This window comes from Spirochaetia bacterium (assembly GCA_022482625.1).
In the GTDB taxonomy this organism is placed as follows: Bacteria; Spirochaetota; Spirochaetia; order Sphaerochaetales; family Sphaerochaetaceae; genus Pleomorphochaeta.
The window spans coordinates 2,789,322-2,814,466 of sequence record JAKVOU010000001.1; the positions used below are offsets into that span (position 1 = coordinate 2,789,322).

The 25,145-nt window shown below is 41.5% G+C and carries 20 protein-coding genes and 2 pseudogenes; 13 read left to right on the forward strand and 9 right to left on the reverse strand.

Going from position 1 to position 25,145, the window contains the following annotated elements:
• Nucleotides 1-174: 174 nt before the first annotated feature.
• The 3 genes from LKE40_12645 to LKE40_12655 are packed head-to-tail and all read left to right on the forward strand — an operon-like array spanning nt 175 to nt 2,318.
• Nucleotides 175-405, forward strand: coding sequence for an XRE family transcriptional regulator (locus tag LKE40_12645; protein ID MCH3918279.1), 231 nt, complete (start codon nt 175-177; stop codon nt 403-405).
• Nucleotides 402-1,283 (forward strand): macro domain-containing protein, encoded by an 882-nt coding sequence (locus LKE40_12650; GenBank protein MCH3918280.1) that lies wholly within the window; start codon nt 402-404, stop codon nt 1,281-1,283. Before LKE40_12645 ends, LKE40_12650 begins: the two co-directional genes overlap by 4 nt.
• Nucleotides 1,284-2,318, forward strand: a complete 1,035-nt coding sequence (locus LKE40_12655; protein MCH3918281.1) for a DUF4433 domain-containing protein — start codon at nt 1,284-1,286, stop codon at nt 2,316-2,318.
• Between the two features lie 133 nt (nt 2,319-2,451).
• Here the strand turns inward: LKE40_12655 and LKE40_12660 are convergent.
• Nucleotides 2,452-2,733: pseudogene (locus LKE40_12660) on the reverse strand (IS3 family transposase).
• Nucleotides 2,734-2,810: 77 nt separating this feature from the next.
• On the opposite strand from LKE40_12660, the gene LKE40_12665 reads away from it, so the two are divergent.
• Nucleotides 2,811-2,957, forward strand: a complete 147-nt coding sequence (locus LKE40_12665; protein MCH3918282.1) for a hypothetical protein — start codon at nt 2,811-2,813, stop codon at nt 2,955-2,957.
• Between the two features lie 83 nt (nt 2,958-3,040).
• Here the strand turns inward: LKE40_12665 and LKE40_12670 are convergent, their stop codons facing one another.
• From LKE40_12670 to LKE40_12680, 3 genes are all read right to left on the reverse strand, one after another.
• Nucleotides 3,041-4,210 carry an ATP-binding protein gene (locus LKE40_12670; GenBank protein MCH3918283.1) on the reverse strand — a complete coding sequence of 390 codons (1,170 nt, stop codon included), beginning with the start codon at nt 4,208-4,210 and terminating at the stop codon, nt 3,041-3,043.
• Nucleotides 4,211-4,719: 509 nt separating this feature from the next.
• Entirely contained in the window at nt 4,720-4,887 is a 168-nt protein-coding gene (locus LKE40_12675) for a type II toxin-antitoxin system YoeB family toxin (GenBank protein MCH3918284.1), read from the reverse strand.
• Between the two features lie 94 nt (nt 4,888-4,981).
• Entirely contained in the window at nt 4,982-5,248 is a 267-nt protein-coding gene (locus LKE40_12680) for a type II toxin-antitoxin system Phd/YefM family antitoxin (protein ID MCH3918285.1), read from the reverse strand.
• Between the two features lie 407 nt (nt 5,249-5,655).
• On the opposite strand from LKE40_12680, the gene LKE40_12685 reads away from it, so the two are divergent.
• From LKE40_12685 to LKE40_12720, 8 genes are all read left to right on the forward strand, one after another.
• Nucleotides 5,656-7,113: a putative DNA binding domain-containing protein gene (locus tag LKE40_12685; GenBank protein ID MCH3918286.1), complete on the forward strand. Its 1,458-nt coding sequence runs from the start codon at nt 5,656-5,658 to the stop codon at nt 7,111-7,113.
• A 444-nt stretch (nt 7,114-7,557) separates the two neighbouring features.
• Complete coding sequence (locus LKE40_12690; GenBank protein ID MCH3918287.1) at nt 7,558-9,354, forward strand: sensor histidine kinase; 1,797 nt, start codon at nt 7,558-7,560, stop codon at nt 9,352-9,354.
• The gene (locus LKE40_12695) at nt 9,332-10,840 is read left to right on the forward strand and encodes a response regulator (protein MCH3918288.1); all 1,509 of its coding nucleotides are present in this window, start codon (nt 9,332-9,334) and stop codon (nt 10,838-10,840) included. The genes LKE40_12690 and LKE40_12695 overlap by 23 nt, the downstream gene beginning before the upstream one ends.
• A 138-nt stretch (nt 10,841-10,978) precedes the next feature.
• Nucleotides 10,979-12,991 (forward strand): beta-galactosidase trimerization domain-containing protein, encoded by a 2,013-nt coding sequence (locus tag LKE40_12700; GenBank protein ID MCH3918289.1) that lies wholly within the window; start codon nt 10,979-10,981, stop codon nt 12,989-12,991.
• Nucleotides 12,992-13,003: 12 nt separating this feature from the next.
• A complete protein-coding gene (locus LKE40_12705) occupies nt 13,004-14,326 on the forward strand; it encodes an extracellular solute-binding protein (protein ID MCH3918290.1) in 1,323 nt (440 codons plus the stop codon).
• Nucleotides 14,327-14,633: 307 nt separating this feature from the next.
• Nucleotides 14,634-15,305, forward strand: coding sequence for a sugar ABC transporter permease (locus tag LKE40_12710; protein MCH3918291.1), 672 nt, complete (start codon nt 14,634-14,636; stop codon nt 15,303-15,305).
• Nucleotides 15,302-16,129 carry a carbohydrate ABC transporter permease gene (locus LKE40_12715; GenBank protein MCH3918292.1) on the forward strand — a complete coding sequence of 276 codons (828 nt, stop codon included), beginning with the start codon at nt 15,302-15,304 and terminating at the stop codon, nt 16,127-16,129. Before LKE40_12710 ends, LKE40_12715 begins: the two co-directional genes overlap by 4 nt.
• A 435-nt stretch (nt 16,130-16,564) precedes the next feature.
• Nucleotides 16,565-18,331, forward strand: coding sequence for a transposase (locus tag LKE40_12720; protein ID MCH3918293.1), 1,767 nt, complete (start codon nt 16,565-16,567; stop codon nt 18,329-18,331).
• A gap of 392 nt (nt 18,332-18,723) precedes the next feature.
• Here LKE40_12720 and LKE40_12725 read toward each other — a convergent pair.
• The 5 genes and pseudogenes from LKE40_12725 to LKE40_12745 all read right to left on the reverse strand — a co-directional run bounded on the left by LKE40_12725 (nt 18,724) and on the right by LKE40_12745 (nt 23,424).
• Nucleotides 18,724-19,323: pseudogene (locus LKE40_12725) on the reverse strand (family 1 glycosylhydrolase).
• A gap of 21 nt (nt 19,324-19,344) precedes the next feature.
• Nucleotides 19,345-20,184 (reverse strand): carbohydrate ABC transporter permease, encoded by an 840-nt coding sequence (locus LKE40_12730; protein MCH3918294.1) that lies wholly within the window; start codon nt 20,182-20,184, stop codon nt 19,345-19,347.
• Nucleotides 20,184-21,086, reverse strand: a complete 903-nt coding sequence (locus LKE40_12735; GenBank protein MCH3918295.1) for a sugar ABC transporter permease — start codon at nt 21,084-21,086, stop codon at nt 20,184-20,186. The genes LKE40_12730 and LKE40_12735 overlap by 1 nt, the downstream gene beginning before the upstream one ends.
• Nucleotides 21,087-21,100: 14 nt before the next feature.
• The gene (locus LKE40_12740; GenBank protein ID MCH3918296.1) at nt 21,101-22,378 is read right to left on the reverse strand and encodes an ABC transporter substrate-binding protein; all 1,278 of its coding nucleotides are present in this window, start codon (nt 22,376-22,378) and stop codon (nt 21,101-21,103) included.
• 26 nt (nt 22,379-22,404) lie between these two features.
• A complete protein-coding gene (locus LKE40_12745; GenBank protein ID MCH3918297.1) occupies nt 22,405-23,424 on the reverse strand; it encodes a LacI family transcriptional regulator in 1,020 nt (339 codons plus the stop codon).
• A 207-nt stretch (nt 23,425-23,631) separates the two neighbouring features.
• Between LKE40_12745 and LKE40_12750 the strand changes: the two genes are divergently transcribed.
• The gene (locus LKE40_12750) at nt 23,632-25,077 is read left to right on the forward strand and encodes a plasmid pRiA4b ORF-3 family protein (protein ID MCH3918298.1); all 1,446 of its coding nucleotides are present in this window, start codon (nt 23,632-23,634) and stop codon (nt 25,075-25,077) included.
• The last annotated feature ends 68 nt before the right edge of the window (nt 25,078-25,145 follow it).

Genomic DNA, 25,145 nt, shown 5'->3' on the forward strand with positions numbered 1-25,145 from the left:
GTAATTATTCTGCATAACTTTTGAGTAAATAGGCATTGGCACTAAACATTCATTCAAACATTCATTCAGGCATTCATAAGATTTGCAAAAGCTCTAAAAGATAGAAATATTTTTAATATTTTTATTGATAAATTAAATATTATTGTTTAAAATAGGTGTATTTGGAGATAATAAATGAGAATTGACAAACAATTGAAAATACTTAGCGTAAAAACAGATTTATCATTGACAGAAATTGGAAAACGTCTAGATAAGTCACCTCAGGCTTTTAGCCAGAAAATTAAAAGGGGAACTTTTACTATTGATGAATTGGAAGATATTGCAATGGTTACCGGGTGTAAACTGGAATGTTTTTTTACTCTACCAAATGGTGACAAAATAATTATCAGAGGGACAGATTTATGATTAGGTACTTAGAAGGAGATTTATTTAAAAGTCCAGCACAAGTTATTGTAAACACCGTAAATACAGTAGGTGTCATGGGAAAGGGAATAGCCTTGGAGTATAAAAAACGCTATCCTGATATGTTTGAAAAATATCGAAATGTTTGTGAAAAAAGGCAATTACAGATTGGAAAATTGATGTTATGGTATGCTCCTGATCATTGGATTTTGTTATTTCCGACCAAAGAACATTGGAGAAAACCTTCACGAATGGAATATATCGAAGAAGGTTTGATGAAGTTCGTTCGGACTTATTCCGAAAAACATATAGTATCCATAGCTTTTCCTAGGCTTGGTTGTGGAAATGGGGAATTGAAATGGGAAGAAGTAAAGCCTTTGATGGAGAAATATTTAGAACCACTTCCTATTGATGTATATATCTACCTTGGAAAAAATGAAACGGTGAAGCCTGAGCATAAAAATCAAGCGGAGACTATCAAATGGCTTAGGCAACATGCAAAAGACCTATCCTTCAATGGTGTCAAGGATGATATTATACATAGTAGGAAGGATTTGTTTACTCCTTATTCGTTCGGTTTTGACGGGGATCAATGGTCAGCAGAATGGGATAATGGTTTGAAATTTTTTAGAGGAGATAGCAATGATTTCTCTATACTGGTACCAGAAGATAATTTTAGAGAATTATGGGATGAAATTCGTACGCAGTCTTTTGTTTTGAAAGATGAAAAAAAAGTTGATGCAAGCCTGATTTATGCATTGCTTAATTCCTTAGGATATTTATCAGAAGTGCGTATTAAAGAAAAAAATACTGAAAAAATGATTGATGGATACCAATTAAATGAAGGTGTCGGGCGTGTTTTTTCTTTTAAGGAGGACTGAATGAATTTTCCAGAAATAATAACAGATAATTGTGCGAATCATTCAGAAATCGCATGGTGGCCAGAGTTCGCATTTCATTATACAAATATTACAAATGCTATCAATATTCTAAGAACTGGTTATCTTTATAGTCGTGTTAAGGCATCAGAACAAAATTTGATGAAAAGTGACAATGCTAGCAAGCAGGTCATAAACATGACAAACTCAAAAACAACCGAATTCGTTCGGTTTTATTTTAGGCCAATGACTCCTACCCAATATCATAATGAGGGATTTAAACACAGCCAATTGCGTTATGATGGTGATACAAATGCAAATGTCCCTGTTCCTATTTTTTTTCTTTTTAATCTTAGAAAATTGTTGGAAATGCCTGGCACCCAATTTTCACAAAATCCACAATCTGGCTATGGGTCCTCTTTATATACCGGAGCAAGTAATTTTGCAAAATTGGATTTTGATAAAATTTATGGAAATGGACCTATGTCCAATCCTTCAGAAGACAAGAGATTCCGTCATGCAGAAATAGTATACCCAGGCTCTTTTGATATTTCTTCTTGTTTGCAGTTTATCGTATGTAGGAATAATATAGAAAAAATTACGCTTCTCAATTGTATAAAAGATGTAAGCATCAAGCTGTTTGAAAAATATAGTCCAATAGTGAAGGTCCCGACCAAAGAAGTTTTTTATAAAAATGGATTGTTTATTACTGATTGTGCATATAATAACAGAATTTGTAGCGTAGTGTTTTCTGATACATATGCTAAATATAGTTATATGAATTATCAAATGAGTAAGCTTTCCGTAAATGAGTTAAGGAAACTAAATGTTCAGGTATCGTTTGATTGGGTAAATAAGCGTGATCATGTGTATCAAGAAGTAGTTGATTTTTATATTGATTATGCTAATCCAATAAATATTACTTTAACAGATTTACCTTTGTTCCCTAGAGCAACAAATATCAAGATAAAGGTTTTTATAAATAAAAAACTAATGTGCTATATTGAACAGCCGTTAGTCAGTGATTCTGTTTATTAAACCTAATTGTGTATCGTATGACTGGAAGTGTAGCAATTTCCAGAATGATAAGAAGAGAAAATTACTTGTAGGATTAGTTTCTATCTAAGCTTCATTTTTCTCTGGGGGTTCGGACGATTGTTCGGACCTTTTCTTATGATACCAGACCAAGACTCTTCCTGTAGTCCTGCGGGCTTCGCCCACCCAGTGACAGCTTGATCCGCTTCTCGTTGTACCACCTGATGTAGGCAGCAACTTTCTTGATGAACGGACTGACTGTTACGTCCCTCAATGACCTACCGTAGAATATCTCGTTCTTCAGCCGTCCAAAGAAGCCTTCACATGTCGAGTTATCAGGCGTGTAGTCTTTCCTTGCCATCGAGCGTACCAGCCCTGCCTGTTCCATTTTCCAAATCCATCCCGACCAGCAGTAATGGCAGGCAGTTCCTGTCCGTATTGTGTGCGGTATGATATTTTTATCGGTAAGGAGTTTTTTCAGCAAGGACTTTTCCTTTGGAAAATCTTCTTGACATTCACAGCCTTCTCCAGGATGCCATCCTCATCCTTGCCTGCTGGAGTTGCTTCCTTGTGTTACTCTGTGGTATAGGCATTGAAGGTGGCTTGTTCTTTTCCAAGGTTTCGGTACTGCCTGTACCTTGAAACAAGTATCGTGCGTTCAGGGTAACCCAGCTCATGGATTACAGAAGGTGTTTGTTTTTAAGCCATCAATTTCATCTATGAAATCAATTGTTCATGAATTCAAGAAGATTTATATGTCTGATCCCTTGCTGTGAGAAATCCAGGTGGTCTGTAGTGATCAGATATTTCGGATAGTTATCCCTTATGCTAAGCAACGGATCAAGTTCTCGTTTCAGTACGGATCCGTCGGCAACGGAAAGACATACTTGATAATATGAAGTTTCCGATTGCCTTACTGCGATGAAGTCGATTTTTTTACTATTGTTCTTTCCCGTACAAACCTCATAACCGCGGCGTTTCAGCTCCAGATATACCAAATTCTCTATGATGTGCCCCACATCTGAGGGTCTGGATCCAAGCAATTGGCTACGGAGTGCAGTATCTATGACATAATACTTACCGTTTGTCTTCAGTCGTTCTTTTCCTCGGATATCATATCGTTCGCACTGGTACAGGATATAGGCATTGCACATAAGCTGAAGGTACGCATCGACTGCATCTACGGATATCCTATGACATTCGGTCTTAAGGGTATTGGCAATTGAATGCGCAGAAATCGGTGAGCCGATATTTTCAAATACAAATTTTGCAACTTTGTAAAAAGAACCTATATTCTTTATTTTTCCTCGAAGCAAGATATCACGGCTGAAAATCGAATCAAACAAACCGGAAATAATCGCTGTTTTGAGATCTTCGTTTTCCGTCAAGGCCATCGCAGGAAATGAACCGATACGAATATATTCAGCCAATTGCTTTTCCTTGTCCATGCCAGCAGTCTGCAAAGATGATTCGGCTCTGAACTGTATAAATTCAGAGAAAGAAAGCGGATACATACGTATTTCTATATATCTTCCGGTCAGGTAGGTAAGATGTTCACCTGCAAACAACCGGGAATTGGAACCGGTAACATACAAATCGACATTGAAACTGACGCGGATGCTGTTGATTATTTTCGCCCATTCAGAGATTTCCTGAACTTCATCGATGAGAACATATCGTCGTTTGCCATCATCAGTGATTCGTTCCTGGACATATTTCTGCAATGCATCACCCTGCTGCAATGGAAAATATTCGCTTTTTTCAAAGTTGACATACAGGATGTTTTCTTCCGTGATATGACCCTTTGTAACAAGGTAATCACGGAACATGGCAAGAAGTGAAGATTTTCCACATCGTCTGACACCGGTAATGATTTTGACAAAGTCAGTGTCCATCGCGGAAATCATTTTATTCAAATAGAATTCTCTCTGAATCATACGACAAATATATATCCGAAGAGAGAGAAAATCAATAGTTTTACGATTATAAACCGTAAAACTTGTTATTATTTAATATTTTTCTATTATTAACCCAAAAATGTTATCAGATTTCTTGTTTTTAAGGATGTTTATTGCTATTTTTATAACAGTTATTGCCTTCAGAGACTGTTTCTTTGATTTTTATCAGACTATATATATATGGTCTTTGCTCCCTAAAAATTTACACTTTCCGGTACACTGCATCCCGACAGGTTGACAGGCCGATCTGTTTTTTCATTGCAGTATGTTTTCTAGTTACGTTAAGTGTTTGTCTGACGACCATTGATAACGGTCCCATTCAAGATATGTTGCAGGGGATAGCCAGCCTAGACTTTGCTTTAGCCGTTCCTTGTTGTGCAGACATTCGTCCTTCAGTACTCCGAGGAAGCTCTCCATCGTAGCATTGTTCAGGTATCCACAAACTGTCAATATTCTTCGTAATGACCTTTGCATGAGATGATGAAAAGGCCAAGTTCCGTCATTGTGTAAACCAGTCTGTCCTTCTGGTTGATTCGTCTACTGTAAATTTCCTTATCCTTGTATTTGAGCCGCTCAGGATTGCCGGGACCTTCAAGAACCCCTTTGTGGACGATCTCAAGTATGAGCTTGTTGATTTTTTCCTAGGTCGTATGGGTATTCCTCAGCTATGAAGTGTATTCGGCAAAACCTTTAGGTGAGAAAATTATGTTAGTCCTTATACAGTCCCAGCTTCCTGGCCTCTTCATCGGTGATGGCCTTCACATTTCCTTTTTTCAGGGCCTGCATAGCCTCATCAATTTTTGCCAGATACTGGGCATTGTTATAGACTTTTTCCATTTTTCTGAATTCGGATTCAGAAACCAGCACTACGTTTTTGTTTTTGGTACGGGATACAATCACAGGCTCTCCGTTTGCAGCGATGTCGCAGAAGTTCTTGAAATTGTCTCTCACGCTTATGGTTTTTGCAGTAATCATACAGCACCTCTATCATTAAAATAGTACGATTTTTCGTACGAAATCAAGTCTTTGGAAAATTTATTGACTGGTTCATGCATCTTCTGCATTGTGCGGAAAGTAGATGATAACCGGGGAAAGATTCCCGAGTCCAATTACCATTAGGAGGACATAGGCATGGCAATGAAAGTCCTCATAAAAAGGTAATACGTCATCGGCAAGACGGTGAAGGTCGCTACATTCAGCCCACAGCCCTCCTGCCGCTGCATGTACCTCCTGCTGTTCCGTTTCCCAGCCCAAGTAGGTATGGGGGTCATATAAAGATACCCAAAACCAAAAGTTACAGTTTGCACGAGACAATAATTAAAACCATTGGTTTAATTGGAATTATCTAGTATAATGACAATTAGACACTGGAGATAGGTAAAATGATTCATAATCTGATTGCAGAGGCTACTGAATGCGATTTTAAGGTTGCACTTGAAACAAAGAAACCAAAAAGCTGGCTTAAAAGCGTCAGTGCCTTTGCAAATGGAATTGGGGGGAAGCTTCTCTTTGGTATAGATAATGACGGCAAGGTGACTGGACTCACTAATGTCCAGTCAGATGCAGAAGCAATCAGTAGGCTGATAAAAGAACGCATTATTCCGCTTCCTCAGTTTGTTCTGACTCCCTTAAAGGAAAAAGGATTGGATATTTTGTCTTTAACTGTTGAAGCCGGGCGTTCGACACCCTATTATTACAAAGCTGATGGGATTATGGAGGCTTTTATTCGTGTTGGAAATGAAAGTGTTGTTGCTCCAGATTATATTCTCAATGAATTGATATTAAAAGGTACTCACCGTTCATTTGATGCATTAATTACAGATACAAAGAAATCCGATTATAGCTTTACACTTTTAGAAGCTACTTACCGTGAAAGAACAGGCTTGGTATTTGAACCATCCGATTATATTTCCTTTGGTTTGGCTAACAAAAATGGGTATTTGACAAATGCAGGAAAGTTACTATCTGACCAGCATATTGTATATAACTCAAGAGTATTCTGTACACGATGGAATGGGCTTGAAAAAGGTTCTATATTTGATGATGCGCTTGATGATAAGGAATTCGAAGGTAGTTTGATTTATCTGCTGCAAAATACTGAAGATTTCATTCGTAATAATTCAAAGACACGTTTTATAAAAGGTAATCAGTACCGAATTGATAAACCTGATTATGCAAGCAGGGCTATTACAGAAGCAATTGTCAATGCTTTGATTCACCGTGATTACATCATCCTTGGTAGTGAAATCCATGTTGATATGTATGATGACCGTCTGGAAATACAATCTCCAGGAGGTATGTTTGAAGGAAAAGCTATCCAAGAACGTGATATAAAATCTATTGGTTCTGCACGTCGTAATCCTGTAATTGCAGACCTTTTCCATAGAATGAAATACATGGAACGTCGTGGAAGTGGATTAGGTAAAATCCTGCTAGAAACAGCGCATTTGCCCGGATATAGAGAACAATTTAAACCTAAATTTTATTCCTCGTCATCGGATTTCCGTGTGGTTTTGAAGAATGTTAATTTCAACTTGGATGTTGTAGCCATGCAAGATAACATGCAAGATAACATGCAAGATAACATGCAAGATAACATGCAAGATAACATGCAAGATTTATTATCAAAAAAATATATAAAAGAAATTATTGGATTTTGTTCAAAGCCTCATACAAGGGAAGAAATTCAAGATTATATTAAAATAGCAAACCGTGATTATTTTAGAAAAACCTATTTAAAACCTTTGATAAATTCGGGATTACTTAAAATGACAATCCCAGATAAGCCTAACAGCCGTAATCAAAGGTACGTGGCATCTGATTCCCCTATCATAACGTAAATAATATAGAATTCAGATAGAACATAAATTGAAAAACATTGAAGAATTGAAATATATGGCAACCTAAAATGAACTGGCCAAAAGATTCTGAGAGGTTTTGGCTTGAGGAAAGGCTGAGGACATAAGCTTGCCCGACAGGCCGGTGAATAATCAGCAACACTTTCAAATTTGAAGTGTTCTGCGGTTGTACAAAATCCAATACCTATTCTATTTTAGATATTGTAGGATTGATACTATGATAAACAAAGTGGCTACCCTGAGGGAATGGAAATTCATGCTTTGCCATGCAAGCTTCTTTATCCGTTCGAAAACATTGGTTGTTTCATAGTTGGAATAATGATAGCATATCGTATAACTTGCCGGCTTACTTTTTGCTGATGATTTCTTCTTTTCACTGATTTTATTCGAAAACAGCGTTCTTATGTTGCAAAAGGAACAGATGGTATGCTTTCAATTAACAATAAGTTAAAGAATGTATCTTTGTCTCATAGACTTACCTTGGTAAACATTATTCCTATTATTGCCATAATGTTGGTCCTGACATTTTTGATAAAGGTTATTTTTACCCATATCATGATTGAAAATGCACAGAAGGAATATGCAGTCAGATTCCAACAGGTATCTGCCGGTTGTGCACAGGTTTTCCAAGATGCCCAACAGATTTCAACAGTGCTGCTGACTGATGCTGAAGTACAGCGATGGTTTGAAATTGATACTGTTCCGTATTCTGAAAAGCTTCGCACTCAAATGGATATAGAAAGTCGCCTTGATTATCTTGATGCTATCAGATTCTCATCACTTTTCAGTAACATTTTGATTTTTAATACAGCCGGTGATGTCGTTGCAACAAATGCCGTCCGAAAATTTGCAGATAAACAAAAAGAGCTGTTTACTACAAAACTTAAATATATTACGAAACCAACATGGCTTGTTATTCCGTCAGAGGAAGGCACGAAGAGTGTAAATACCGTTTCAATTGGTTATCTGCAACCTTACAGGGATTATTTGTCCGGTAAAATCATCGGCTATGTTATGGTTCTGTATGACAGCCATTTCTTGCTTAGCAATTTTATGCATCTCCAGTATGGTGAGATGGGACAATTCCTCGTAGTTGATTCCTCTACGGCTGAAATTGAATTTGCCTCTGATGAGGTCAAACTGCATGTATCGGCTTCACAACTGCATGATATTGTTACTTCAGGTACTGATGAAAAGGGAATACAAGTCCTTGATGGAACAGATTACTTTTTAGTCCAGCAGCCGATTGCTCCCCTTGATTGGACGATGATTGGGTTCATTTCAGTCAGTGATATGATTGCTCCAGGGAAAAACATCATCTATACCATCTATCTGATCGGCGTGCTTGCGTCATTGATTGCTTTTGTTATCAATGAAATTACCGTACATAAGCTGATGAAACCGATTCATGATCTTGTCTTGACGATGCAGGCATTCGGCAAGAGTGGCAGAAGCAATCATGTTGCAGTGACTTCTGCTGATGAGATTGGGATTTTGGCACAGACATACAATACAATGACAGATAAAATCCAGAATTTAATGGAACAGGTAGCCATTGAGCAACAGAATAAGCATAAATTTGAGCTTTCTGCTTTGCAATCGCAGGTAAATCCTCATTTCCTTTACAATGTCTTGAATAGTGTATGTTCTCTTATCTCTTTGAATGAACCTGAAAGTGCTATTGCCATGGTCCATGATATCAGTACGTTCTATAGGACTTCCTTGAGTGAAGGCAAGGATCTGATACCATTGCAGGAAGAAATGGAAAACCTGAAGAGTTATATCAAGATTCAATCATTTAGGTATGAGGACAAGATTTCTTACTCAGTTTCCTTGCCGCAGGAACTTCTTTCTTGCCAGATAGTCAAATTCACCTTGCAGCCTTTGGTTGAAAACGCCATTTATCATGGTGTCAAGGAGAAGGACACTGAAGGGCATATCCAAATCATAGGATCTTCAGACAAAAAAGACATATGCATCCGTATCATTGATGATGGGAAAGGGATGAATACAGAATTGGCTCAGAAGCTGCTTGCTCCTGAAGCTGAAATTACGAAGGGTGCTTTTGGACTGACTAACATCAACAAACGGATACAATTGTACTTTGGAAAGACTTATGGCTTGACCATCCATAGTATTCCAGGTAGCGGTACAACAGTCCTTGTACGTTTTCCCTACAGATTGGAAAAGGAAGAGAATGATGATTACGGTACTTGTTGTTGATGATGAACCCTTACAGTTGAAAATGATTCGGAAAACTATCCCTTGGGATGAACTTGGCATGAACATCATAGGAGAAGCCCAAGATGGTTCAAAAGCCATTGCCATGGCAGAGAAGACATGTCCGGATATAATTATCATGGATATCAATATTCCACATTACAATGGCTTGGAAGCTGCCCGTATGATTACATCTGCCTTACCTGATACACAGATATTGATACTTACGGCTTATAATAAATTTACCTATGCAAAGCAAGCAATAGAACTTGGTGTGTTGAGTTTTGTCCTGAAGCCTCTTGACCCAGAGGAACTGGTTCGCGGATTGCGCAAAGCCCGTACTCGGATCTTGCAGATCAAAAAGGAAAAAAACAAGATTTTGACTCTTGAACAGAGAGTCAGAAATGACGGCAGGAAGCAGACGGTTCTTGAATTGCTTTCAGGTGTACCAAACAGCAGACTTATGTTTCAAGAATCAAAACTTGAAGGAAAAATCTGTATTGCTGCTTTTTTGGAAATCAACATGGAAACAAAGAATATTATAAAAGATTTTGCTATGTATATGTTTCCGTATGCACCATGTTTTGATTCAAAGGGCATTTTCATCATAATCTTTTGTTCTGGCCAGCTTGATGATAAAACTTATTTTTCAAAGATAAAGGAATCCTATGCCTTGTATGAGACAAAACTCAAAAATAAGCTTTGCGGAGCAATAAGTACGGTGTATCAAACTCCATCTGAACTCTATCTTGCTTGGCAGGAAATACTGTCAATTTTGCCACAGGCACGGGAAACGAATTCTTTTGTTATTATGACAGAAAAGGAGTTGTCCCATATTCTTGCTGATTTGCCTTTTCGTCAAAATCAGATGCTTGTCTATTTGAGGCTTCAGCAATATGACAAGGCAATGCATGAGGTCAAAGCCGCACTGATACTTATGAAATCACACCAAGAGCATCAGAAGTTCTATATCCTTTTTGCCATACTATCGACTTTTTCCCTTTATTTTGCTGAAAAAGGACAAAATTTCCATACTTTGTTTGCAGATGAAATCGCCCAGATGGATAAGGCCACATACAAAAATGATTTTTCGACGATTGCACATCTGATTCAATGCATCATGGCGTATGTACAGTTGCCGTCTCCGACAGCTGCACAATCTGCAGTAGAAGAAAAAGTCAACAAAGCGGCTGAATATGTCAATTTACATTTCAAGGACAAGGAACTTTCCTTGTCGATAGTTGCACAGGAAGTTGGTGTAAATCCCAACTATCTTTGTGATATTTTCAAAAAGAACAAGAAGCAATCTCTTCGTGCCTACATCATTGCAACCAGACTGGAATTCGCCATGACATTTATGAGGGAACATCCAAATTTTACATTAGCTGCCGTTGCCGATGAAGCCGGATATACTGATGTGAGTTATTTCAGTAAATCTTTCAAGAAATATTTTGGTTGTTCTCCTTCCCATTCCATAAAACAAATATAGGTACGACACACAAGACTTGAAGAAAATTTTCCAAAGTCTGAAGAAAGTTCAAATAGGCTGAAATTACTCCATATATTGTTGCTCTCATGTCCATATACTACAGATAAAGACTCAGTAGAGACAAAGGAGAGAATGTGGATGAGTAGGCTAGGATTGCGTCAGATTCATCTTGATTTCCATACCAGCAGTGCCATAGATCCTGTAGGGGACCAGTTTGATCCGGAAGAGTTTGCCAAAACACTTGAGGATGCTCATGTCGATTCAATAACGTTGTTTTCCCGTTGTCACCATGGGAACCTTTACTATGATTCCAAGCTTTTCCCCCAGAATGTACATCCTCATTTGCAGCCGAGAAATTTACTGGAACAGCAAGTACACAGTTGCCATGCACATGGAATTGCAGTGAATGTCTATACGACGATACGATGGGACAAGCGATGTGCAGATGAACATCCTGAATGGGTTTGCATAAATCCTCAGGGTGCGCTGGATGATTACAAAGGCAAAGGATATTTTGAAGCAGGGTTTTATAAGAATCTTTGTATAAATACTGGTTACCGGGATTACCTCAAGAAGCAATTGCAGGAAGTTCTCCAGATGGTTCCTGCAGAAGGTGTATGGTTTGATGCTGCGTTCCTCACTGATTGCTGTTGTCCGACATGTATCAGGAAAATGCAGGAACTTGGTCTGGACCCGACAGACAGTAATGACCGAAGGGCTTTTTCTTTACAGACATATGCAGATTTGGTCAAGGAATTATCAACTTTGGTTAGACAGATCAATCCAAAACTAAATATTTTCTACAACAAAGGCCATGTCGGATTCGTAGATAAAGCAGTACAGGATTATTATTCTTATTTTGCTTTTGAATCCTTGCCTGGAGGAGAATGGGGCTATATGGATTTTCCTCTATGTGCAAAATATGTAAGGAACTTTGGCAAAAGATGTCTGGGTATGACAGGACGTTTCCATACCGAATGGGGTGATTTCCATTCATATCGGAACAAAGCTGCCTTGGAATTCGAGTGTTATTCCATGCTGGCAAATGGGTGTGACTGTATCATCGGAGACCAACTGACACCCAATGGTAAGCTTGATTCATTTATGTATAAGGAAATAGGTGATGCCTTTGCATCTGTAGAACAAAAAGACCCATGGTGTGAAGGAGCAGTCCCCGTAGTGGAAATCGGACTGTTTACCGAGGAAGAATTTACAGACTCTGTAAAAGTCGGACACTTGCCAAAGGCAACAGAAGGTGCGGCGAGAATATTGATGCAGCTATCGTACCAATTCGATATAATTGACAGTACTTTTGATTTTTCCAAGTATAAGCTATTGATTCTTCCTGACTCTATTCCTGTATCGAAGCCGTTTGCCAGAAAACTGTCCATGTATGTTGCTGAGGGAGGAAAATTACTTTGCTCGTATCATGCCGGATTGTTGCCGAATGGAGATGCTTTTGCCATGGACTTGGGTGTTACCTATAGAGGAGAGGCTCCATACAGTCCTGATTTCATTATCCCTACTGGTAGAATCGGAGAAGGACTTTGTCCTTCTGAACATGTCATGTATCGTCAGGGGGCCCTTGTGGAGGTTTCTGATACAGGGAAACTGCTTGCAAATACGACATTGCCCGTATTCAATCGTACTTGGGAACATTTCTGTTCGCATTTACATTCACCTTCTTCCGGGAAACTTGGCTATCCTGCCATTGTCTGTACAGAACACAGCATATATTTTATCCATCCTGTATTTTCACTGTATCAATATAACGCTACGCCTTGGTGCAGGACGTTTGTCCGCAATGCCTTGCGAATGCTGATCATGCATCCCTTGGTCCAGCATTCGGGGCCTACGACAATCATAACCAACCTGATGACACAGGACGAACATGAGAGGTGGGTACTCCATTTGCTTCACTACGTTCCTGAACGTAGCTGTGATACGATGGATATCGTTGATACAGTCATCCCTCTTCATGATATCAATTGCGTGGTATGGGTACCTCGTGCCGTCAAGTCCGTCAGCTGTGTTCCTGAGTGTCGACAGATTCCATTCACCTATCATCCTACCGGCGAATTGACATTTTGTGTCCCTGAGGTGAAAGGACATCAAATGATAGAAATAAATTTTGCTACATCTGCTAATTAAGGAGGAAAACGTATGAGGAAGATGTTGGTAAGTATTACGATTGGGTTACTGCTATGTTGCAGTGGACAATTGTTTGCGAATGGTACCGGAGAGACTACCAAGGTACAGCAGAGTAACGATAAGGTCAAAATTACCTTTATGAGCCGTGACAGTGGTGATACTCCTATGGCCAAGGTGTATGAAGAACAATTGGCCGCCTTTCAGAAGGAGAACCCGAATATTGTTGTACAGAATGATTCGATTTATGAGGAATCTGCCTACAACAATAAGCTGAAGGTTGAAATTTCTACCGGAGTTACTCCCAGTATCTTTTACTATCCAGCAATTGCCGGATTGACTGAATGGGCAAAAAATGGAGTAATCATGGACCTGAGTCCGGCATTGGATGCTAATCCGGAATGGAAGGATTCATTCCTGGACGGAGCCTTGGATACCTATAGGCTGGATGCATATGACGTAAAAGGTATCTATGCTATTCCTAATGAAAGCAATGTTGATGCAATCTTCTATAACAAGGCCTTGTTCAAGAAAGCGGGTATAACTGCACTTCCTACAACTATGGATGAACTTTATGCTGACTTTGATAAGTTGAATGCAGCAGGTATTACTCCTTTTGGTGTAGGTGGAAAAACAACATGGGTAATGGGGCATATATTCAATAATATCCTTTTCAAGCAAATTGGATTGAAAGGTGTTGTTGCACTTGGAACCGGACAGAAAAAGTGGACTGATCCTGATGTTGTCAAAGCTCTGGAAATAGCAAAACAACTGAAGGATAAAGGTGCCTTTGCCAAAGGCTTTGAGGGCATGGACTATAATACCCAGATGAATCAGTTCCTGTCTGGTGAAGTGGCAATGATTTCCCATAGCAGCCCTATTATTCCGGAAATCATGGCTTCGGATTCAGAAATTAAAGATCAGTTCAGCTTTTTCCCATTCCCTTATTTTGCGGACAAGCCGGAATATAAAGACTTGCATGTCATTTATACTTCAGGATTGATGGTTTCCGGTTCAATGAGTAAGGCCCAGCAGGATGCTACGATCAAGTTGCTTGAATATCTGACAACCAAGCAAGCAATCAAGGCCAGGATGGATAAAGCAAAGCGGATTGCTCCGTTCAAAGATGCCCAAGTCCCTGATTCTGCACCGCAGATTTTCAAAGATATGATTGCTTATTCAAGTACTATCAAAAAATCAGGAGGAGAATATTTTGACTATGACACTTCATCGTCATTGGTTGATGTATCTCGAAATGCAATCTTGGATATGATGCTTGGCAAATCTGCTCAAGAAACGGCAAATACCATTCAGAAATCTCTTGATGCATCAAGGTGATTGTTCACTGGCTACATAAGATCTCCCTGCTTTCCTTGTCGGAGGGGAGGGAGATCAAAATTATAGATTGAGCACGACAATGGATAAATACTATAAAAATCGAAAAATAATAATTGCTTTTCTGATTCCTGCTATGGCAATTTACTTGTCCTTTGAGATAATACCTGTAATTTTGACTATATTGTTTTCTTTTAATACTTGGCCTGGCATACAGTCTGTTCCCTTGAAATTCGTCGGACTACATAATTATTTGTTATTGTTCAAGGACTCTGTTTTTCTTCATTCGCTGAAAAATATTGCCGTGTACGTGATTGCAAGTGTTTTTTTGCAAGTTCCCATAGGATTTGCCCTTGGTTTTCTGATTCATTATTTTAATAAAGGTGAAAAACTTTTCAAGGCAGCTTTTTTCATTCCGATGATCCTGTCTGTAACTGCAGTAGCTCTCCTATGGAATTTTATTTTTTTCCCTACTGAAAAAGGAATCCTCAACAGTATTCTTCTGGCACTTGGTATATTGAAAACTCCTCATCAGTGGCTGGTTGATCCTTCGACTTCTTTGATTTGCCTTATTGCTGTTACGACATGGACAAGTGTCGGTTACTATATGATAATCTGTCTTTCTGGATTGACTGCTGTCCCGCAAAGTATAGTTGAAGCATCTGTTCTTGATGGGGTGACAGAATTTCAAAAAATACGATATATGTATGTGCCTCTGCTTTGGGATTCAATAAAGGTTTCTGTCATTATGGTGATTACCGGGGTCCTGAAAGTGTTCGATACTGTTTACATACTTACACCGACAGGCGGTACTGATAATTCCACGATTGTCCCAGCGTTGCTTATGTACAATGAAGCATATCGCTACAGCAGATACGGAATCGGCAGTGCCATTGCAACGCTTATTTTTTTGTTGAGCATACTTGCTTCAATTTTCAGTTTACGTCTTATGCGACAAAGCAGTGAGGAAGATACTTTATGAATGTTAGGAAAATTTTGCATTTGATTGGTTATGTCCTGTTTGTTTGCCTTGCAGTGGCTAACATTTATCCTCTTGTTTTCTCCTTGTTCTGCTCTTTGAAAGGTAATTTGGAAATATTCCAGTCTTTCATGGCTTTACCAAAGCATTTCCGATACCAGAATTATATAACGGCATGGAAAGTCGGGAGAATCGGACGATATTTTGCAAATACTATTTTTCTTGCTGCAATGACCATTGTATTGTCTGCCGCAGTGGGCTCGCTTGCCTCATATATTCTTTCACGGTTTCGTTTTCACTCAAAAAATTTTGTTTACTTTTTTTTCATTGCCGGATTGATGATTCCGATGCAGGCCGTACTGATTCCTCTTTCTTATCTGCTGGGAAAACTCGGGGCAATGAACAAATATTCAGTATTGATTCTGTTGTTTACAGGATTTTGTCTTCCTATGACGATAATGATCATTACCAGTTACATGAAAAGTATTCCAAGAGAATTGGAAGAGTCTGCTGTAATGGATTATGCCAATACGGTTCAGATATTCATGTTGATTATTTTTCCTTTGATTCAACCTGCAATTATCAGCGTATCAATATTTAATTTTATTCAGGTGTGGAACAATCTGTTGTTTCCTCTGATTTTTATTTCGGATTCAAGCAAAGGTACTATCTCAATGGGGCTTTTGTCTTTCTTCGGAGAGTTCAGTACAAATTATAGTGCTTCAATGGCAGGTATTTGCCTCACGACAATTCCTGTCGTAATTGCTTATCTGTTCTTTCAGGAGAAAATTGAAAATGGAATTATGTCCGGAGCATTAAAGGGATGATGAGATGATATAGGGTCTGATATCTCGGAATTTGTTTACTTCCAAATTGCAAACATCATTTTATACTGTTCCTAAAATGAACTGGCCAAAAAATTCTGAGAGGTTTTAGCAATATTGAACGTTACGGAAACATGTGCTGTATTTTTCGGATATTCATAATTCTTTTGGACTCATCATATACCTCTGAAAAAATATTGTCTGCATGCACTGGAACTTTATGGTATTGACGACTATCTAATGCGTGAAAAAACAACCATTTTGTACATTTTGCTTGAGAAAAAACTGATTGTGTAAGCTTTTTTAATCAGAGTTTTGCAATACAGGTTTAGTATGAATTGCTGAAAACCATGTAATATCCTTGTCTGATTGCAGTTATGTGCCTTGAATCTTTTCTTTATTTGTATTAAACTTTAGTACATATAAAGGAGGCCAGGCATGGGCAGGAAGAAGGATCCGAACGCAAAGTACCGGATGAAGGCATTCCGTTCAAACGGCCATAGGTATGCGATAACCACAGATCCCAAAATCAACAGGAAGGGCATCCGTGTCCCCGACATCACCGTCTGGGGCAAGCTTGACGAACCCTTCCTCTTCATCCCCAACATCCGCTTCAGGCTTCTTTCTTCCGATGAGAAGGAAAGGTTCCTCTTCCCCGAGGCATGGGACCTGTCCCGCCGGTATGACCGTACAGGGGTTCCCGACGACGGTCCCCCATACGAGGGTGAGGATCGGTACCTGCTCTACGGCGACAGCCTCATGCTTGACCTGCTTGCCTGCGACTGCGGGCTGAAGGAGGATCTCGAGACCGTCTTCGGTCGCGGGCGTACCGCCGAGATCCTCACCATCGCCTACTTCCGGCTCATCTACGGACGCAGCTGCAGCAGGCTCGAGTCGTCGTCAAAAACCCAGTGGTATCCTTCCGCAGGGATCGACTCCAGCAGGATAACGAGGCTGTCGCAGTCGGTCACCAAGGAGCAGGCCGACCGGTTCATGGCACTCCGCACCTCACGCGAGGGCGGGGCTGCCGACTGGTTCGGGATAGACAGCACCAGCATATCCAGCCATGCAAGGGACCTGGCGGATTCCCGATGGGGGAAGAACAAGGAACACGACCTCGCAAGGCAGGTGGGGCTGCTTGTCATGTACGACATGGAAACCGGCCTTCCCGCCCATTACCGGAAGCTTCCCGGAAACATCCCCGACTCCAGGACGCTGAGGCTATTGCTGGAGGAACTCAAGAGTGCGGGATTCAGTGACTACGGCCTCATCCTGGACAGGGCGTATCTCAGCAAGGAAAACCTGGATCTCCTCGTGCCGGAGGGGATCAGGGCCATATTCATGGCGAAGACCGGTGACGCAAAGATCACGAAATGCATCGGAGAGGCCCTTTCCGAAAGCGGGAGCATCACGGCCAGGGGAGTGTTCCTCAGGGACCACGACTGCTATGCCAAGGATTACGAGTACCCCTATTGCTACAGGGAAAACGAAGGGAAAGGCCATGGGACGTCGGTTCCGCAGAGGCTCTGTCTCTTCTTCGATCCCGAGGCCAGAGGCGCAGAGGACAAGGCGCTCACCGTGGAGCTGCTTGACGAGGAGGAGAGCCTCCTCGGTCACCTGGAGGGCGGCCCGGCGCCGGATGAGAGGCTCCTGAAGAAATTCCGCAGGCACTTTGCCGTCGAGACCGATGGTGACGGGACGGTCATCTCCTGCTCGAGGGACGAGGAGAAGATTGCGGGATGCAGGAAACGCTGCGGGTTCTTCGCGATCGTCTGCACGAACATGGATGCACGGGAGTATCCGCTTGGGTGGGTCCTTTCCAAATACCGGATGCGGGATTCCCAGGAGAAGGCTTTCATGTATCTGAAGGGCTGGCAGGGAGGAAGGAGGCTCCGGACCTGGACGGAGCCCAGTACCGACGGAAGGGTCTTCTTCCAGTTCGTCGCACTCATCCTCAACTGTTACCTCCATGCCCGCTATTTCTCCACGAGCGATGGTTTCAGGAAGCGGTTCGCGACTCCGTGGGACGTACTTGACGAGATGCGGTCTGTCAGGCTTGTCCAGCTCAGGGGCAGGTCCCCGAAGGTCTCGGAGTTCGTCGGGAAGCAGGTGGACATCTTCGACGAGTTCGGGCTGGAGATCCCCAAGGGTTCAAGGCCCGGTTCCAGGAAGAAGCCGAAAACAAGCGGTAAAAAGAAGGATTGAGGGATTTGTACTAAACCTGCATTGCAAAACTCTGAATTCTCAGTGACAATGACAGGAAGTCCGGTCTTGCTGACGGTTCTTCTTACACAATCTGCTACAGCAAACGGAGCAAACTCATATCCCATAGCAGTCAGCTTCTTGCCAGGAGGACAAGGGAAATCATGCTTGCTGACCGGTGCATCAGGATTATGTCCGGCAGGAATATAATTGGTCGTATACGCCTGTACACCTACGTAATCATCACCCTTTGTCAATGCAAAGTAATGCCCTTCACAATTCTTTACGATACGTTGCTGGCATAGTTCTTCTTCAGTTCCATCAAATACCCAGTCAGTGACAGCGAGGCCAAGTCCGACCTTTACGTCCGGAATATTTTTTCTGATTGCTTCCCTTGCAAGTATATGAGCCTGGGACATGTGGGGCTCGACAATAGCTGCCACTTTGTCAGGTTCCATTGTCTTGATCGCCATGAAACCAGGATAGGTACGTCCATAACGATAACCAAGATTTGTATCCAGATCCGGCTGGTTGATCGTCATGGCATATGGGATAAGATCACCCAGTTCTGCTGTAACCAGATCACAATACTGACTGAACCGCTTAGGTGCATCTTTCCAAATCCAACCACCCTTACGGCTTACCCAGATAGGAAGCGTATGATGGCAGAATGTTACGATCGGCGTGACATTGTTGGCCTTGCAACATTCAAGCACCCTTCTGTAATGCTGTAGTTCTGCATAGCTGATCTCCCCGTCTTCCGGTTCAATGCGTGCCCATTCGATACCGAAACGGAACGTGTTGAGCCCAAAAGAGGCGAGCATGGCAATATCTGCTGCATATCGATGATAATGATCAGTGGAATCTCCACACTTATCTTCACATGGGCTATCATAACGACGTTCAAATTCCCACCAGTCAGAAAAACGGTTACCTCCTTCTACTTGATATGCAGAGGTGGCAGCACCCCAAAGAAAACCTTTTGGAAAGTCCATGTTATACTCCTGTATTATTTTTCAGCCTTTGACAGCACCGGCAATGGCGCCGCTTTCAAAAGCTCTTTGAGTGCATAAGAAAAAAATCAACGGAGGCAGCAACAGCAACATTGCTCCTGCAGCCTGCACCGTGATATGCTCACCATAGCCGCCTCCGGCATTTGCAAGAACAGCCGTAAGGGGACGGTATTGTGAATCCGGGATGACGATAAGTGCTCTGAGCAGATCGTTCCAGACCCAAAGAAAATCGAATATTGCAAGCGAGACCATACTTGAGGCAGACAGAGGAAGTACAATCCTCAGATAAGTCTTGAATATACCAGCTCCATCAATCTTTGCAGCATATATCAATTCCTTGGGAATGCTTGACATGAAAGCACCTAGCAGGAAAATTCCGAACGGGAGTGTAGCTGCAGTATGACTCATCCATATCCCTGGAAAGGTATTTTGTAAATGTACGCTTTTCAGAATGATGAGCGTCGGTGCAAGCGTAATCTCTGCAGGTATGATGATCAGGGCAGCAATGTATTCATATAGTTTCTTCCTATGTGGTACGGAAGTGAAGAACAGTGCATATGCAGCAATGGAAGAAAAGAAGAGCACAAAGAAAACAGTCGGGAAGGTGATGAAAACGCTGTTCTTGAAACCTTGCAGGAATTTTCTTTGGCTGACCATTGCCCTATAGTTATCCATGGTGAATTTGTGCTCTGACAATGCATGCCACCAACCGGAACTGGCTGCATTGCTGAAAGGACGGAATGAATTCACAAATACTCCGCAGAGAGGAAGTACCCAGATCAGAATGAGCGAAACAATGACTACTGCCTTAACTATAGCAGAAACAGAGTATTTCTTATCCATTATGCTTCCTCTCTTGTGGCGACTCGGCTGATGTAGTAAATCATCACGATGAAAAAAGCCATAATGGAAACAACTGCAGCTCCGTAATGCGGAGACGAGAAAATAAACGTCTGTTTGTAGAAAAGCAATGCCAGTGTCTGGCTTTTATTGGCCGGCCCTCCATCTGTGAGTACGAAGACGATATCAAAAACCTTCAGGACCTGTACCAGTTCAGTCACGACAAGAAATGAAAACTGCGGCCTTATGGCAGGAAGTGTGATATGCCAGAAACTCTGTCTGTTGTTGGCACCATCTATGCTTGCTGCTTCCAGAAGTTCTGTGGGGACATGTTCCAACGCTGCTGCCAGAATAATGAGCGCCATGCCCATTTGGCTCCATATCCAGATGAAAACCAAAGCGATATTGACAGTCTTGGGGTTCCCCAACCATGAAACGGATGCGTGCAACAGGGCGGCAAGCAATCCTACGTTCGGGTTCGGAGTAAACACAAACATCCAGATGATTGCAGTAGAAGTACCTGAAATGACAAGAGGAATAAAGAAAATGCCTCTAAACAACTTCCGGTGCTTGTACTGTTGTGTAAGGAGGGCTACACAGAATCCTAGGCAGATAACTACAGGAACACCAAGTAGCAGCCATTGTAACGATGTAATGATTGCTCCCTCACTTGAAAACCCTTTCCATGAGAAGAAGTTTTTATCATGGAAAAGCCTGCTATAGTTTGCAAGTCCGACAAAAGAGCCTATGTTGAATCCCTTCCCGTCACTCAGACTCAATATGATGGTCATGCATGCGGGAAGGAGGAGAAAGAAAAAAATAAGCAGAAGAGCAGGTAGCAGCAAGAGCAAGCCCGATATGCTTTCGTTCTGTCTGTGATGATGCCGAATCTGTCTGCTTTTCATGCTTATACCTTCTTTCAATTTTTTCCGAAATTTTTCTGCATATCATCAAGCAGGGAAGGAATATCTTCCGGGTTGAGAATTGCAGCCTGCAAGGCACTTACCAAAGCAGCATTTTCTTCATTGCCGATAGATGCAGTAATAGCAGGTATGATGGCTGAAGAAGCAAGCATGTCCATGGTTTTCTTTGTCAGAAAAGCACTGTACAGGTCACTGCTTACATGTCTGTTCGGTACCACATATCCTGACGGTGCAAACTGAGCTTGCCCGTCCTCACTGGCTAGGAATGAAATCAGCTGCAGTGTTTCTGCATCATCTGTCAAAGCGAGTGCCACATCGGCATTTGCAATGGCAAGACCTTTTCCTGCATCGGTACCTGGGAACAAGGTGTAGTCTATATCCTTACCCTCGACAAGGCTGTCATTTACAGCGCTTTCTGCAATCCCTGCTACCCAGCTGCCGCTTGAAATAACAGTTGCTGATGCATTTGTTCCGAATACGTTGGCAATTCCGTCGACGAGATCGGTTCCGAGACCTGCCATTTTTCCGCCGGCAATATAGTTGTCACCGTAGAAAACAGCAACTTTCCGGAATGCGTCCACAACCGTAGGATCGTTCCATGCAATATCCTTTGCAAGGAAACCAAGATACTTGTCATGCCCGTTGGTTGCTGCATAGATAGAAGTGAAAAGTTGAGGAATGGTCCATGAAGCTTTGCCTATCGCACTTACGATATAATTTTTCTTTGCAGCTTCGCTGTCGGCATAGGAAATGAAAGAGTCCCATGAAGAGAAGTCACTTTCTTGTGCCTTTTTAGGATTGAACCAGAGCAGATTGAGTACGTTTGTCCTGACAGGAACTGCATAAATATTGCCATTTGAACTGAACTGACTTGTCCAATCAGTTCCAAAATCAGTTTCAAGCTCGTCTCCAATTGAATTAAGGCTTACTGCATTACCTTCCTTGACTAGGTCTGTATACCCAGTTGCACCTCCGAGAATGACAATGTTCGGTGGATCTCCTGCAGCTAACCTCGGTCCAAGGATAGGCATCGGGTCCGCAACACCTTCGTAAAGAACTTCAATACCTGTAGTTGTCCTGAACTTGTCAAGCACTTTCTCAAATGCCTGTTCCTCACTGGCACTCCAAGGTCCGAGAATCTTGAGAGTTTTTGTCTCTGTGGCATCTTCGGTCGTACCATTGGCAAAGACCATACCACAGTTCAGCATAACAAGCATGGCACATATTGCAACCATTTTTGTCTTGTATCCCTTCATTTCTTTCGTAGCCTCCATGATGCAAGTATTTATAAAGATAATCTTTATATAGCTTTTGAACTTCCTCTTATAACCAATCTTGTGGGTAAGATGACGTGGGGTTGGTCAAGTGCTGTGTTTTCAACACGTTTTACCAGCATTTCAACAGCTTTCGTTGCTATTTCATCTATGGGCTGATGAACTGTCGTCAGCGGAGGAATGATCATGGATGCGGCATGGTTGTCATCAAATCCGATAACCGAAATATCATCAGGTACTCTGAATCCCAATTGCAGGAGTGCATTGATGGTGCCGAGGGCAGTTTCATCACTTTCACAGAAAAAAGCGGTAAGCTTTTTATTTTTCTTCAAGATTTCTTTTGTGTTCTTGTATCCTGAAAAAAAGGCACTTTCTCCTTCCTGCATGGAAAATAATCCAGACTGTACTTCAAGATTTGCTTCCTGCAGGGCAGTCTTATAACCATTGAATCGATCTATACCTTCCTGATAGGTATTGCCGATGATACATCCGATCTTTTTGTGTCCAAGCGATATAAGGTATGAGACAGCTGTCTTTGCACCTTGAAAATCATCAATAGTGACATAGTCATGATTGGCATGGGCTGTGAGATCGTGAGGATGTACGATGACAAATGGAGTTTCATGTTTTGTAAGTTTTTCGATAAATTTGCTGTTTATGCCAGATATCGTATCAAGTACCAAGCCATTGATGATGCCTCCGGCACAAGCTGTCAGTATACGGTTCTGGGCTTCCGTGGCGTCAGTAGCAGTTGAGAACACATTCAGGTTGTAGCCACGCATGGTACAAGCCTTGAACGTTTCGTTTATCAGCTGGGATGTGTAGAATGAATCGATTGGCCACCCTACCACAATGCCAAGGTTCATTATACGTTTGCTGTTCAGTGAACGTGCAATGAGATTAGGGGTAAAGTGAAGTTTCTCGATTGCCTTTTCAACTTTTTCACGGGTCCCTGCAGAAACATTTGGTTCGTCATTGATTACCCGGGACACCGTCTTGAATGCGACGCCGGCTTCTTTTGCGACATCTCTCATGGTTGTACTCATAGGAAGACTCCTTATCCACATATGACACCGTTGTCAATCTGACAATTTGCATATTATTATAAAATGACACCGTTGTCAATAGGATTTTATGCATAAATTCCTACAGATAGTAATGGATGATGATTTATGAACCTTCAGACGAAAAGCTTCATTTATTTGTAGTATGATGAGGATTGACACTATTTCTATTTCTGCTATGCTACCTTCATGAATGAAAAGATAGATGAAGACTTGCTCTCTGCTGTATGCAAGTCATACCAGGCTACAGCATCTCTTGCTGAAACAGGAAGACAATTGGGACTATCCTATGTAAAAGTAAGGAAGATTCTCATTACAGCAGGTGTATACCATTCTGACACCTGTGATGCAGTACTACGACTGTATGAAGAAGGCATACCTCCTTCTCAGATTGCTTCTGCACTTTCTATGACAATGAAGCAGGTAAATGCCTTTATTCCATATGAAAGAACTGCGTATAATAGAAACACAGCAAGCAAAGATGCAAGTAAATGTGAACTCTACAGGAAGAGGATCAAGCATGCCAAGGAACAAAGCATAGGAAAGAAGAAAGGAGTGAGAAAAATGACTAAGCTTACCAGTACATTTGATAATAGTGAGTTTGAACCAGTACGATTACATCTTGAACTCTCAAACAGGATGACAGCTGATGAAATCAGCATCTTGCACCAGTATGGCAATGTAAAACATGGCAAAACCATTTCCAGGGATATCCTAGTCCCCTCTGATATCACCCTGCATGCCTTACATTTCATAATACAGAAACTCTTTGGTTGGCAGAATTCTCATCTACGGGAATTTTCTCTTCCCGATAAACTGTATGATTCCTTGACCAAGGGAACCATGGAAGGCTTTACCAGATACGCAGGAATTCTATTCCAATACTTTGCTGATGTCGATAGACCGAACCAATACTGGGATGATATCTTCGATGAAAGGACCAGTTACCAGACATGGCTCAGAAGAAAGTATCGGGGACCATATGCTTGGTACTGTGATGAAGAACGATACGATACTGTTCAAAAAGCTTTGCAGGAACTTTTTGACAAATTTCTCTCTGCCAACGTAAGGGAATCCTGGAGTTCCGATAAGATCGTAAAGACTTCGCTACTTAAAAAACTGACTATAAAAGAAGCTGGGAAAAGCATTGCATTCTATACTGATTTCAAAGGCTTGCTGGAACGCCTTGAAGTATGTGCTCTTCTGACTTCTCCGACAGAAAAGCTCCATGACATAGAAGCCTGCCGGGGCCGCTATGACAGGAAAGGGGATCCAATCGTATGCCCATGTACCAGAAAATTGGACTATGCCTACGATTTCGGAGATGATTGGCATGTAGCCATCACCAGACCTGATGACTACAGTGATTTGCTCAAGGCAGGTATAGTTACCGAAGAAGCCATACAGGAAGCAACAGATACGGTCCGTACCAAGCATCTTCCAGTCTGCATAGCCTATGACGGCTATCGTCTTGTCGATGATGTTGGCGGTATAGGTGGTTTCTTGGATCTTCTGCAGCAGAATGTCTTTTTGCATGGTACACCTTATAGTGATGACCCTGACGAAGACCTGCGAGGCTGGGCAAGGGATATGGGGTGGTCTACCCGTATGGGAAAAGCAAAGAACCTGCTCTAACAACTTGTTTATTTCTTAAGTACTATATTCCTTGGATAGCCACATGAAGTGTCTTATCTCTTAGGCTC